Raw genomic sequence first — 13,337 nt, 5'->3', positions numbered from 1 at the left:
ATGACAAATGGGTTACATCATACCGCCCATACCACCAGGCATTTGTTGTGGATCAGCTGCAGATACTGGTTCTGGTTTATCTGCAACAACTGCTTCAGTTGTTAATAATAAGGCTGAGACACTAGCTGCATTTTGCAATGCTGAGCGTGTCACTTTAGTTGGATCAACAATCCCAACTTCAATCATATCTTGCCATTCATTTGTTGCTGCGTTAAAACCAATACCAGGTTTTTCTGATTTTAGTTTTTCAACAATAACTGAACCCTCAAGTCCAGCATTCTTTGCAATTTGGCGTACTGGTTCTTCCAAAGCACGTTGAACAATCTTGATACCCGTTAATTCATCGCCAACTGCTTCAAGTGCAGCAACTTTACTAATAACGTTAACAAATGCAGTACCACCACCGGCAACGAATCCTTCTTCGACAGCAGCGCGTGTCGCATTCAAAGCATCTTCAATACGGTATTTGCGTTCTTTTAATTCTGTTTCAGTTGCAGCACCAACTTTGATGACAGCAACCCCACCAGATAATTTTGCCAAACGTTCTTGTAATTTTTCACGATCAAATTCAGACGTCGTTTCATCGATTTGTTTTTTAATCAAACCAACACGTTCTGTAATTTTAGCTTTATCACCAGAACCTTCAACAATAACTGTGTTTTCTTTTGTAATATTAACTTTACCAGCTGAACCTAATTGTTCAATTGTTGTATCCTTCAATTGTAAACCAAGTTCATCAGTAATCACTGTTGCACCAGTAACGATGGCAATATCTTCAAGCATCGCTTTACGACGATCACCAAATCCAGGTGCTTTGACTGCAACAACGTTAAATGTACCACGAATTTTATTCAATACTAATGTTGGTAAAGCTTCCCCATCAACATCATCGGCGATGATTAACAATGGGCGACCTTGTTCCACAATAGATTGTAATAATGGTAAGACTTCTTGAATATTAGAAATTTTCTTATCCGTTACTAAAATATATGGTGTCTCTAAGTTAGCTTCCATTTTATCGTTATCAGTTACCATATATTGTGACAAGTAACCTCGATCAAATTGCATCCCTTCAACGACATCTAATGATGTATCGATGCTTTTTGATTCTTCAATTGTAATAACGCCATCATTACCAACTTTTTCCATAGCGTCAGCAATTAAAGCACCAATTTCTTCATTAGCTGAAGATACAGAAGCAATTTGAGCAATATCTTCTTTTGTTTCAACTTTGTGTGATAATTCATGTAATTCAGCAACGGCTGCTTTTGTAGCAGTTTCGATACCACGACGAATCCCAACAGGGTTAGCACCTGCTGTCACATTCTTCATACCTTCAGTGACGATAGCTTGTGTTAAAACAGTAGCAGTTGTCGTTCCATCACCAGCTATATCATTCGTTTTTGAAGCAACTTCTGATACTAATTTAGCACCCATATTTTCAAAATGGTCTTCTAATTCAATCGCACGAGCAATTGTTACACCATCATTTGTAATAATTGGTGAGCCATATGATTCTTCTAAAACAACATTACGGCCTTTTGGTCCTAAAGTTGATTTAACGGTATTGGCTAATTGGTCAACACCTCTAAGCATTGCTGAACGAGCATCTTCAGAAAATTTTAATTCCTTTGACATAATTAATCCACCTCATCTTTAATTTAAATTTATATTAGTCTACTGTTGCAACGATATCTTTTTCATGAACAATTAAGTAGTCTTTACCTTCGAATGAAACTTCTGAGCCAGCATACTTATCAAATAAAACGGTCTCTCCAACGTTAACAGCAACAGCAATTTTTTCACCGTTATCCATCGTACGGCCATCACCAACTGCAACAATTTTTCCTGTTTGTGGTTTTTCTTGTACGTTACTTGCTAAGACGATCCCGCCTACTGTTGTTTCTTCTTCTTTTGTTACTTCTAAAATAACACGATCTGCTAATGGTTTTAACACGTTCTATCCCTCCAACACTTTTATTTAGCACTCTATCTTCCTAAGTGCTAATCACAAAATTAACTATAATCAATTTTTCAAACAATTGCAAGCATTTCAGCTCTTATTTAATAGAATTTTTAATATGAATTGAATTCGCTATCTAGTCAATTATGCTATACTTATCATACAAATTTATTCACTAGAAAAATGCACGACTATCTAATTACAGTTAAAGGAGTTCTCATGTCAAAATCAACTAGTAAAAATTCAATCGCTATTTTATTAGGCTACCTCGTTATCTTTATTTTACCAACAATTCTGAATCAACTATTTTCTTTAAAATCAGTTATCTATCCAGTAATGACGGCTGATTATGTTTTAGGAGCAATATTGTTAATTTGGTTAAATCATTACTTCAGTGCTAGAAATACAATAGATGGTTCCTCTAAATGGTCACAAATTATTTCGTGGGGTATTCTTGGATTCGTTCTAACGTTAGTAATCCAAACAGTTATTCAATTAATTTCATTCACCATTTTAAAAACGACCGTACCCTCACAAAATACAAATGAAATTATGACTATTTTTACAAAATATCCTTATTATATGTTGGCAGTCTCACTTGGTGCTCCCATTATGGAGGAACTCGTTTTTAGAAAAGTCTTTTTTGGCAATTTAGCAAGTTTCATATCACCTATTTCTGCCGCAATTCTTTCTAGTTTATTATTTAGTTTGGCACATAATGATGGCCATTTAGCTATCTACTTTTTAATTGGATTACTTTTCTGTTACCTCTACAAACGAACAGGTGACATCAAAACGTCAATGATTGCTCATATTCTTATGAATAGTCTAGTATTAATTATTCAATCGTCACTTTAAAAGAAAGGTGGAATTATTTTGATTCTGTTACAAGTACAACAAGCAGCTCGCTATTTTGGCGCAGATGTTCTTTTTGAAAATGCAAATATGGATATCAAAGACGATGCTAGGATAGCCCTAGTTGGTCGAAATGGTGCTGGAAAATCAACATTAATTAAAATGATTATTGATCAAGAGGCTACTGATGCTGGTCAAATCATTAAACATAAAGGCATGACCATCGGTTACTTAGCACAAACAACAACTGTTACTTCAGAACGTTCGATTTGGGACGAAATGAGTCGTGTTTTTGATTATTTAAAAAAAATGGAAATCCAAATTCATACATTAGAAGCCCAAATTGCTGATCCTAAAAATGCAGAAGATTCTGAAAAATTTGAAAAACTATTATCAACCTATGATCAAGTTTCACATGATTTCAGTGAAAAAAATGGCTATGGTTATGAATCAGAAATCCGTTCTGTTTTACATGGTTTTAGATTTTATGAAGAAGATTTCAATCGCGATATTAGGACTCTCTCTGGTGGTCAAAAAACACGTTTAGCCTTAGCAAAATTACTTTTAGAAAAACGTGATTTATTAATTTTAGATGAACCAACTAACCACTTAGATATTGAGACACTAACTTGGTTAGAAGGCTATTTGAAGACTTATACAGGGGCACTCTTAATTGTCTCTCATGATCGTTACTTCTTAGATAAAATTGTGACAGAAGTTTATGATATGAGCCATAATGAAACGACTCACTACAATGGCAACTACTCCCAATTTATTGTAAAAAAAGAAGCTAATTTAAAACAAGAATGGAAAGTTTTCGAAAAACAACAAGATAAGATTGAAAAACTCGAAGATTTTGTTAATAAAAACATTGTTCGAGCCTCAACAACAAAACGAGCGCAAAGTCGTCGTAAACAACTCGAAAAATTAGATAAACTTGACCGACCAGAAGGTGACGAAAAAGCCCCTCGTTTTAGTTTTAAATCTGCAGATGAGAGTGGTAATATCGTTTTAACTGTTGCCGGGGCAGCTGTTGGTTACGATAATAAAGTGTTATCTGAACCCGTTTCAATTGATTTACATAAGCATCAAGTTCAAGCTATTGTTGGCCCGAATGGTGTGGGAAAATCAACCTTACTTAAAAGTATCTTAGGCCAAATTCCATTTATTCGTGGTGAAGCATTCCTTGGCGCTAATGTTCATGTTGGCTACTACGATCAGGAGCAAAATCAATTAACAGATAAAAATACTGTTTTAGATGAACTCTGGAATGATCATCCTTCAACTCCTGAAACAGATATTCGATCATTATTAGGTGGATTTCTATTTTCTGGGGATGACGTTTTGAAACGTGTCTCAAATTTAAGTGGTGGTGAAAAAGCGCGTCTTGCTTTGACCAAACTTGCAATGGACAAAGATAACTTCCTAATCTTTGATGAACCCACTAACCATTTAGACATTGATAGTAAGGAAGTCCTTGAAAAGGCGATTGCTAACTTTGATGGTACTGTCTTACTTGTTTCTCATGACCGCTACTTCATTAATAAAGTTGCAGAAAGTATTATTGAAGTTTCAAAAGAAGGCTCTACTTACTACATGGGTGATTACGATTATTATGTTGATAAAAAAGAAGAATTAGAAGCTATCGCAGCCGAAAAAATGGCACTTGAAATTGCCTCATCTTCAGAAGTCCCTGAAGTTAAACCAACAACTAATTATCAACAAAATAAAGAAACGCAAAAGGAACAACGTAAATTAACACGTGAAATTGATCGTTTAGAATCTGAATTAAGTGAATTAGAAATTCATCAAACAGAACTTGAAGAAAAAATGTCTCAACCTACTATTTTTAGTGATGCAGATAAACTTCAGGAACTACAAACTGAACTACAATCTATTCAAACTGCAATAGAGACTGCAGAAACTAATTGGGAAGAAGCTAGCTTAGCTTTAGAATAAGCTAGCTTTTTTTTTTTTATTTATTGACATTTAAAGAATGAAAGCCTATTCTTTTGTTGTAATCTAAAAATAAAATATAAGTACACTAGGGGTGTTCTTTAGAAGAACTGAGATAGGTTTTTTCAACCTAATCCCTTCGAACCTGTAAGCCAAAACTTGCGTAGGAAAGTGTGAAGAAGGACCCCACTCTACAATTTTTTTGTCAAAGAGTGGGGTTTTTGTGTACTCAAGAGGAGAAAGTTATGCCATTAGAACTACTCGATAAACTTCGTGAAGAGAACCCAGTAATTTTCAACATTTCTAATTACATCACGGTTCAAGACGTTGCCAATGGACTCAACGCAATTGGCGCTTCCCCTATCATGCCCAGTGCGATTGAAGAAGCAGCCGAAATGTTACAAATTTCTGCTGCTGCCACAATCAATATGGGATCATTTAAAAGTTCAGAATTACCTTACATTGAGAGGGTTAGTCAAATCGCAAACGATTTAGCTATCCCACTTGTGCTAGACCCAGTTGCTGTTGCCATGCCTTACCGACAAAAAGTAATTACAAACTTGCTTGAGCATTTTCATTTTAATTTTATTCGCGGTAATGCTGGTGAAATTGCTGCATTAGCTGGTGTTGAATGGCAAGCAAAAGGTATTGATGCAGGAAATGGTTCTGCAGATTTAGCAGAAATCGCAAAAATTGTAGCCAAACGGTACAATTGTACGGTTGTTCTAAGTGGTCCTACAGACTATATTTCTGATGGAAAGCGTGTTGCAACTGTGACACAGGGAACGTCTCTTTTCCAAACACATGTTGGTTCAGGCGATATGCTTTCAAGTTTAATTGCTGCGTTTGCAGCTGTCTCTAAAGATAATGAGTTTGAAGCAGCAAGAATCGCCTGCCTTATCTTTGCAACAACTGGTGAACTTGTTGCTGATGAGTTAATTACCGAAAAACCAGGTAGTTTTATTGTTAACCTACTTGATAAACTACATTTAATAACGATAAATGAACTTTCTAATCAGATAACGATGAAAGGAGACCTATAATGCCTGATTTTCCACAAGCACTTTCAATTGCTGGATCCGATAGTAGTGGTGGCGCTGGTATGCAAGCTGACTTAAAAACGATGCAAGAACGGCATGTCTATGCTGCAACAGTTCTCGTCGCAATCACTGCACAAAACACACTTGGTGTGCAAGACAGTCTTCCCCTCCCTGCTAAAATTATTAATGAACAATTTGCCTCAATTGCAAATGATTTAGCCATTAAAGCATGCAAAACAGGGATGCTTGCAGATTCAGAACACGTTAAAGTAGTCGTTAAAAATCTGAAAAAATATCAATTTGGTCCCCTAATTGTTGACCCTGTCATGGTTGCAAAAGGCGGTGCCACACTTCTTTCTGAGGATGCTGTTGTTACAATCAAAGAAGAATTAATTCCTTTAGCCACGGTAGTAACCCCGAATATTCCAGAAGCTGAAGTCATAACTGGCTTGACCATTAATTCAAAAGAAGACATGAGTGCAGCTGGAAAAAAGATTAAATTATTAGGTGCAAAAAACGTCATCATTAAAGGCGGACATTATAACTCTGAAAATATCGTAAATGACTTTGTATTATTAGAAGATAACGATTCATTCTGGATGAGCTCGAAACGTATTGATACAATTCGAACTCATGGCACTGGTGATACCCTCTCAGCCTGCATTGCAGCAGAAATTGCCAAAGGACAAGATATTAAAACGGCCATCTTAGTGTCTAAAAAATATGTTGAAGCAACAATTAGCAACGGTATTATCGTTGGACATGGTCACGGGCCATTAAATCATTGGGCATATCGTGAGGTAACGCAAAATGAAGACATTTAATCAATCATGGTTAGCAAGTTACTTCATTGCAGGAACTCAAGACGTCGCCGACAATCAATTACTACCTACTTTAGAACGAGCGTTAAAATCAGGCATTTCTTGTTTCCAATTTAGAGAAAAAAATCTCTTAACCCCTTTAACCCGGATACAAAAAAAGACACTCGCAATTGAATGTCAGAGGTTATGCACAAAATACCAAGTTCCTTTTTTCATTGATGATGATCTACCTTTAGCACTTGAAATTCAAGCAGATGGTATTCACGTTGGCCAAAATGACCAAAAGATTCAAAATGTGATAGATCAATCGGCGGGTCAATTAGCGATTGGCCTTTCTTGTCAAACACTCGATCAAATTAAACAAGCCAATCAATTATCAGGTATCGCTTATATTGGTAGTGGCCCTGTCTTTCCTACAAAATCAAAGTCAGATGCGACTGCGCCTCTCGGAATAGCTGGCTTAAATCAATTACTATCAATTAGTAAACTCCCGATTGTTGCAATTGGTGGTATTTCAGAAAATAATTTAGCCAAACTGGCTACTACAACTGTTTCGGGAGTTGCTGTTATTTCCTTGATTGCTAAAAGTCCGAACATTGAACAAACAGTTCAATCCATAAATCATTATTTTAAATTGGAGGACGATTAAGATGACAGAAACTAAAGAATTACGTGGACAATTTTTACTTTGGCTAGGTGCGGCCATTTCAATTGCCGAAATTATGACGGGCATGTTACTAGCTCCACTTGGCTTTTCTAAAGGTTTCCTTGCAATTCTAATTGGTCATTTAATTGGTTGTGGTCTCTTCTTACTACCTGCTGGTTATATTGGTGCCAAAAAGCATCAGACAGCCATTCAGTCAACTAAAGTTGCTTTTGGCTCAACAGGTGTGCTCTTATTTTCACTTATCAATTTGATTCAACTAATTGGTTGGACCGCTGTTATGATCGTCAACGCAATTTCAGCAATGAATGGTATTTCAAGTTCCTTACTTAATTTTAAAAATTCAATTATTATGGGACTTGTCATAGCTATTTTGATTATCATTTGGTTATTAGTTAGCGAAAATAGTTTGTATCGAATTAATTTAATTGTTGTTAATTTATTAGTTATTGGTGCAGGTATCATGATTTTTTTAATTTTCAAAGTACCCGTTTCACATACTTCCAATGGCTTAAATATGACATTTGGATCAGCTGTTGAATTAAATATCACCATGGCGTTATCTTGGCTACCACTAATAGGTGATTACACAAAATCAACAAAACATCCACTTGCTATGTCTACAGTTAGTTCGTTTAGCTATTTTTTAGGTAGTTTAATCATGTTTACCATTGGCTTACTTTTAACAACTAGAACCGGATTCACTGATTTTACCTCGTTCTTGGCTACATCAGGTTTAGGTATAATCGCATTATTCATTATTATATTTTCAACTGTTACAACCACATTTTTAGATGTTATGTCAGCAACAATTAACGTTCAGAATATACATTCCTTTAAACATATGAAATTGATTAGTATCATTATAGTTGCGCTTGGCTTAGTCATTGCATGGGTAGTTCCTATTGATAATTATCAAAATTTCTTATATTTTATCGCGTCAGTTTTTACACCATTATATGCAATTGTTTTTGTCACTTACTTTATTATGAAAAAAACGTTGCCTTATTGGTTAAATATTATTTGGTGGTTAATTGGCATTATTGCGTACTATCAATTACAACAATTTGATTTTATTTTTGGAACCACAATTATTATTCTATTCGGACTAGGATTACTCGTTTATCTATCCCAATTTATTTTACCAAAAAATTATTTTAGAAATATAAATTAACCATTTACAAAAAAATAGAGATTTAGCGTTCTCCCCAGTGTTAAACAACTGTTTAGCATTACAAGGCGAACTCTAAATCTCTATTTTAATTTTATAATAATTAAACTATCCAATCAAATTCTAAACTAGGATCAGCATTTAAATTTAATCCTGCACGTTGACCTTTAATAAATTCAACATATCCTGCTGCACCAATCATTGCAGCATTATCACCACATAATTTAATGGGCGCCTTCACAAATTCAATATCATTCATTTTCTTCATATCAGATTCAAGTCTTGTACGTAACCCTTTATTAGCTGCCACACCACCGGCTAAAATTAATTGTTTAATATCATACTCATGACAAGCACGTACCGTTTTCTCAGCAAGTACATCAATCACACTTTGTTGAAAGCTTGTTGCTAAATCAGCCCGGTCCAACTCTTCGCCTAATTGATCTGCATGGTGAACTGTATTGATGAAGGCACTTTTCAATCCACTGAAACTAAAGTCATAACTGTCATCTTTGATCATGGCACGCGGAAAATTAAACGTATCTTGTCCAGTATGTGCAAGTTCATCAATTTCTTTTCCTGATGGATAAGTCATCCCAAGAACACGCCCAACTTTATCATAAGCTTCACCTGCTGCGTCATCACGTGTCTCACCAATAATTTCAAATTGACCTTCTTCAGGCATATAAACTAACTCAGTATGTCCACCCGAAACGAGTAAAGCCATTGATGGATACACTATTTCAGATTCATAGCGCGCTGCAAAAATATGGCCTGCCATATGGTTAACGGGAATTAAAGGCAACTCGTGAGCAAATGCGATAGCTTTAGCAGCAGAAACACCTACTAGTAAAGCACCAACTAATCCTGGTCCATAAGTAACCGCAACAGCATCTAAATCATCATAAGTTACATTTGCTTCTGTCATAGCATCTTTAATACAACTCGTAATTTGTTCAATATGGTGGCGGCTGGCAACTTCAGGTACAACACCACCAAAACGTTTATGACTATTAACTTGCGTTGCAATGATGTTCGACAAAATAAGATGACCGTCTTCGACCACTGCGACACTAGTTTCATCACAACTTGATTCAAATGCTAAAATTAGATTTCTTTCCGTTTTATCCATTGAGACCTCTTTCAACTTAATTCATATTCCTTTATTTTAATTTAAGCAACATATCAACAGCATCTTGCCCATCTTCAACATAATAATTCTCTCGGATACCCACTTTAGTAAATCCTAATTGGTGGTATAGATTTAAAGCCGTCTGGTTATCACGGCGAACCTCTAAACTAACTGTTCTAAATCTCATTAAACGAGCACGCCTTGTAATAGACGTTACCAAAAAGTTTCCCATCCCTCTACCCTGACATTCAGGTAGAACAGCAATATTCGCAATATGTACGTCTCCCGTTATTGCATCCGTTGAACAACCAATAAAGCCTAACATTTTATCTTCCTTACGTAAGACTAAATAAAGTGTTTTGCTTTTTTGGCAAATTTCGCCTTCAAATATTTTTGCACTCCATGGTGATTTACCATCATAAACTGCTTTTTCAATCTCAAGTAGTTCCGGAATATCAGGTACAACAGCACGTGTCATAAAATAACTTTCATTTCTAATTTTAATTCTATGATTCTGAAAAACTAATGTCCTAACAGGTTCATCTGGTCTTAATTCTGGAATAATTTGTTTCACTCGTGCTTTAAATTTTTTCAACATAGGTATTATGATCCTTATCTGAATGGGTTTCTAACCATTGCGTCTCTGCTTGCGTTAATCGTAAATAATTCGGAATAAATGTCTCCTGATTAGCGGGCTCTTTATCTTTACCAATTAATCCCAAAATAAATGCCTGAGGAATATTTAAAAATGAAGCTGGAAACTGTGCCTGATCACCTAAAATATCGATAATTTGTTGTTTAAATAAATCGACATCAGTTCCAACAAAAATTTGTGGTCGGTTACGCTCTTTTAATTCAGTCACCCAAGTCACAAGTTCTCTATGCTGGTCTGGTAATTCATTTACAAGCTCATTATCATTTTTATACAAACCTGAGAATACGTAATTCCTACGTGCGTCAAATAACGGTACAATATCAGAATCACTATTTGTGGAAATACCTGCAGCCAACATTGCTAAACTAGAGACACCAACTAATTCACAATCTAATGTAAATGCTAGTGTTTTAGCTGTGGCAACGCCAATCCTGAGACCAGTAAAAGATCCTGGACCTTGTGCAACCACAATTCGGTCTAGCTCTGCAGGCTTAATACCTGCTAATTTCATGACATCAGAAATTGCTGGCATCAATGTAATACTGTGATTTTTTTTTATATTCGTTGTGATAGTTGCTAATAATGCACTATCTTCTAAAACAGCGACGCTGAGTGGTATATTCGATGTATCAATTGCTAAAATTTTCATTCATATCTTCCTTTATCTCTGCTTTGTTAACATTTTAGCACAAAAATAGTATCACAAATTTTTTCTAAGAGAAAATTAACAAAAAAATAGGACAAATAATTGTCCTATGGTTAATAACTAATTTATTTTGAAAATCCATTTGGATGCGTCTGTTCAAAAGTCCATGCTGTCTTAATGATATCTTCCATATTTTCATACTTAGGAGCCCAACCAAGAATTTCATGTGCTTTTTCACTTGCTGCAATTAAAGTTGAAGGATCACCTGCACGACGTGGTGCAATTTCTGCAGGAATTTCTTTACCTGTTGCACGGCGTGCTGCTTCTAGAATTTCCATATTTGAAAATCCATTAGATGAACCCAAGTTAAAGGCATTACTTTCATTTCCCGCAAGTAAGTAATCTAAGGCGCGAATGTGCGCATCTGCTAAATCAAGAACATGCACGTAATCACGGACGTTTGTACCATCTTTGGTATCATAATCGTCCCCAAAAATTTGTAATTTTTCACGTTCTCCGTTAGCAACTTGTAAAATAATTGGAATTAAATGTGTTTCAGGATTGTGATCTTCACCGATGCTACCATCTGGTTTTGATCCAGCAACATTGAAATAACGTAATGCGACAAACTTAACACCATCTGCAACGTCAGTCCAGTGCATAATTTTTTCCATGGCTAATTTACTTTCACCATATGGATTTGTTGGAATTTGAGGGTCATCTTCATGAATTGGGACAACTTTAGGTTCACCATATGTTGCAGCTGTTGAAGAAAAGACGATTTTTTTAACGCCAACTTCAGTCATGACTTCAAGTAAATGAATCATCCCTGCTGTATTATTGTCAAAATATTTTAATGGTTTTACCATTGATTCACCAACAAGAGATGAAGCTGCAAAATGAATAACTGCTTCAATATCCTCATTTTTGAAAACATTGCGCATAAAATTTTTATCCGCAATATCTCCTTGATAAAATTTTGCCTTTTTATTAACAGCCTCTAAGTGCCCTGTCACTAAATTATCGACAACAACAACATCACGACTATTTTCTACTAATTGATCAACAGTATGTGAACCAATGTAACCTGCGCCACCCAAAACTAAAATTGACATTTAAATTCCTCCAAATAGTTTATTTTCTTTATTATAACTTATTTTAGTAAATTTATCAGTGATTCACCCTTCTTTAGCAAATAAATAGACGACGAAAATAAATTCGCCGTCTGGTTAATTTCTATAAGTCACCCGTTAAAAATTGTGCTTGGCCCATGCCAAAGCTCCAATCTTCATCAGTATTAGTTGTTAAATTAATCATTAAATCTTCTGGTCTCAATCCAACTTTTGTTTGTAACTGTTGCATTAACTGTTGATAGAAGGTTTCTTTTTGCTCTGTCGTTCTTGGTCGCGTTGTTAAACTAAAGACCAATACTTCTTTTGTTCGCATAAATCCAAGCCCAGTATCTAAAATTTGCATTTCATTTATTGGATGTTGAGTGACAATTTGATATCTGTCACTAACTGGTGCGCCAAATGAATTAAGCATTACATCATAAGCAATATCTAAAATTTCTTTTATTTGGCCTTCAGAACGGCCTTCAATCATATCAATTTTCATCAATGGCATAGATTGAATCCTCCTATAATCGTTTACCTAATCTTTGGATTTGTTTATTATTACCAACCATATATAACAAAATAATTTGAATTGGAATTAAAATTAAATCTTTGATAGCACGTGCATAGATAATTGTCCAAGGTGACTGGTACATTAATACTAGCCAGAATGTATTTAACAATAAATCAATAACAACGACATTGATTAATACGGCAATAATAATTCGCGGTAACGTAAATGGTTTTTTATAAAATACAAGTCCATAGAAAAACGCACCTAAGAAAGCAGATAGCGAGAATCCCCAGAAAAATGTACCTCCTTTACTGAATAATACTGTTCCAAGTAAATCCGATAAAACAGAACCAATACCACCCAGTAATGGGCCAAACCACGCCGCTAATAGATAAGTCGCAATAAAAGTGAAACTTATCCGTAACGTCAATACCTGATACGATAATAAATTAGTTAGAATAATTTGACCAGCCAATAATAGACCCATCACCGCTATATTCTTTGCGGTTAACCTCTTTGTTAAATTTTCCATGATTCAGACATCTCCTCGTTGGAGTTGCCACATTGTGGTATGCGGCGAATGCGAAAACACAACCGCAGCTATCGCTAGCCTTCGTCCAAAAGACACATTCCGTCCTTTTGGCACTTAACGCTGTATTCTCTACCCCGAAATTTTGTATTTTACTACTTGTGTAGTATACCACTAAAAAGAAAATAACTTTGGGTGTTGAAGTGAACCCCCTGAGTTGGAGAAATCTAACTCAGGGGGTTTTACTATGTTCACAGTTGAAATAAAGAAAAAAGT

General features: G+C 35.4%; 14 protein-coding genes and 2 riboswitches. Of the genes, 6 read left to right on the top strand and 8 right to left on the bottom strand.

The genetic code is table 11. The features are described from left to right. Positions 1 to 12: 12 nt before the first annotated feature. Together groL and groES are read right to left on the bottom strand one after the other, a co-directional pair. Positions 13 to 1,638 carry a chaperonin GroEL gene (gene groL, locus AC1RPW_RS07280; protein WP_481761953.1) on the bottom strand — a complete coding sequence of 542 codons (1,626 nt, stop codon included), beginning with the start codon at positions 1,636 to 1,638 and terminating at the stop codon, positions 13 to 15. A 34-nt stretch (positions 1,639 to 1,672) separates the two neighbouring features. Then, positions 1,673 to 1,957, bottom strand: coding sequence for a co-chaperone GroES (gene groES / locus AC1RPW_RS07275; protein ID WP_481761952.1), 285 nt, complete (start codon positions 1,955 to 1,957; stop codon positions 1,673 to 1,675). A 225-nt stretch (positions 1,958 to 2,182) separates the two neighbouring features. Between groES and AC1RPW_RS07270 the strand changes: the two genes are divergently transcribed. The 6 genes from AC1RPW_RS07270 (at position 2,183) to cytX (ending at position 8,473) form a co-directional block, all read left to right on the top strand. Further along, entirely contained in the window at positions 2,183 to 2,821 is a 639-nt protein-coding gene (locus AC1RPW_RS07270) for a CPBP family glutamic-type intramembrane protease (RefSeq protein ID WP_481761951.1), read from the top strand. Between the two features lie 18 nt (positions 2,822 to 2,839). Continuing rightward, the gene (locus AC1RPW_RS07265) at positions 2,840 to 4,777 is read left to right on the top strand and encodes an ABC-F family ATP-binding cassette domain-containing protein (protein ID WP_481761950.1); all 1,938 of its coding nucleotides are present in this window, start codon (positions 2,840 to 2,842) and stop codon (positions 4,775 to 4,777) included. A 77-nt stretch (positions 4,778 to 4,854) separates the two neighbouring features. After that, positions 4,855 to 4,961: riboswitch (TPP riboswitch) on the top strand. A gap of 58 nt (positions 4,962 to 5,019) precedes the next feature. After that, complete coding sequence (gene thiM, locus AC1RPW_RS07260; RefSeq protein ID WP_481761949.1) at positions 5,020 to 5,817, top strand: hydroxyethylthiazole kinase; 798 nt, start codon at positions 5,020 to 5,022, stop codon at positions 5,815 to 5,817. Beyond that, the gene (thiD, locus tag AC1RPW_RS07255) at positions 5,817 to 6,638 is read left to right on the top strand and encodes a bifunctional hydroxymethylpyrimidine kinase/phosphomethylpyrimidine kinase (protein ID WP_481761948.1); all 822 of its coding nucleotides are present in this window, start codon (positions 5,817 to 5,819) and stop codon (positions 6,636 to 6,638) included. The genes thiM and thiD overlap by 1 nt, the downstream gene beginning before the upstream one ends. Then, positions 6,625 to 7,284, top strand: coding sequence for a thiamine phosphate synthase (gene thiE, locus AC1RPW_RS07250; protein WP_481761947.1), 660 nt, complete (start codon positions 6,625 to 6,627; stop codon positions 7,282 to 7,284). The genes thiD and thiE overlap by 14 nt, the downstream gene beginning before the upstream one ends. A gap of 1 nt (position 7,285) precedes the next feature. Next, positions 7,286 to 8,473 (top strand): putative hydroxymethylpyrimidine transporter CytX, encoded by a 1,188-nt coding sequence (gene cytX / locus AC1RPW_RS07245; RefSeq protein WP_481761946.1) that lies wholly within the window; start codon positions 7,286 to 7,288, stop codon positions 8,471 to 8,473. A 100-nt stretch (positions 8,474 to 8,573) separates the two neighbouring features. Here the strand turns inward: cytX and tsaD are convergent, their stop codons facing one another. From tsaD to AC1RPW_RS07215, 6 genes are all read right to left on the bottom strand, one after another. Then, positions 8,574 to 9,602, bottom strand: a complete 1,029-nt coding sequence (tsaD, locus tag AC1RPW_RS07240) for a tRNA (adenosine(37)-N6)-threonylcarbamoyltransferase complex transferase subunit TsaD (protein WP_481761945.1) — start codon at positions 9,600 to 9,602, stop codon at positions 8,574 to 8,576. A 31-nt stretch (positions 9,603 to 9,633) separates the two neighbouring features. Then, complete coding sequence (gene rimI, locus AC1RPW_RS07235; protein WP_481761944.1) at positions 9,634 to 10,200, bottom strand: ribosomal protein S18-alanine N-acetyltransferase; 567 nt, start codon at positions 10,198 to 10,200, stop codon at positions 9,634 to 9,636. Further along, positions 10,184 to 10,906 (bottom strand): tRNA (adenosine(37)-N6)-threonylcarbamoyltransferase complex dimerization subunit type 1 TsaB, encoded by a 723-nt coding sequence (tsaB, locus tag AC1RPW_RS07230; protein WP_481761943.1) that lies wholly within the window; start codon positions 10,904 to 10,906, stop codon positions 10,184 to 10,186. Before tsaB ends, rimI begins: the two co-directional genes overlap by 17 nt. 122 nt (positions 10,907 to 11,028) lie before the next feature. Further along, positions 11,029 to 12,018 carry a UDP-glucose 4-epimerase GalE gene (gene galE / locus AC1RPW_RS07225; protein WP_481761942.1) on the bottom strand — a complete coding sequence of 330 codons (990 nt, stop codon included), beginning with the start codon at positions 12,016 to 12,018 and terminating at the stop codon, positions 11,029 to 11,031. A 121-nt stretch (positions 12,019 to 12,139) separates the two neighbouring features. Further along, positions 12,140 to 12,529, bottom strand: a complete 390-nt coding sequence (locus AC1RPW_RS07220) for a tautomerase family protein (RefSeq protein ID WP_481761941.1) — start codon at positions 12,527 to 12,529, stop codon at positions 12,140 to 12,142. 13 nt (positions 12,530 to 12,542) lie between these two features. Continuing rightward, a complete protein-coding gene (locus AC1RPW_RS07215; RefSeq protein WP_481761940.1) occupies positions 12,543 to 13,064 on the bottom strand; it encodes a folate family ECF transporter S component in 522 nt (173 codons plus the stop codon). A gap of 40 nt (positions 13,065 to 13,104) precedes the next feature. Further along, positions 13,105 to 13,203: riboswitch (THF riboswitch) on the bottom strand. Between the last annotated feature and the right edge of the window lie 134 nt (positions 13,204 to 13,337).

It is taken from the genome of Dellaglioa sp. CoH-55-MRSF-8 (genome assembly GCF_056782195.1).
Note: the sequence above shows the minus strand (reverse complement) of the source record. Positions and strands in the feature narration are given on the sequence as shown.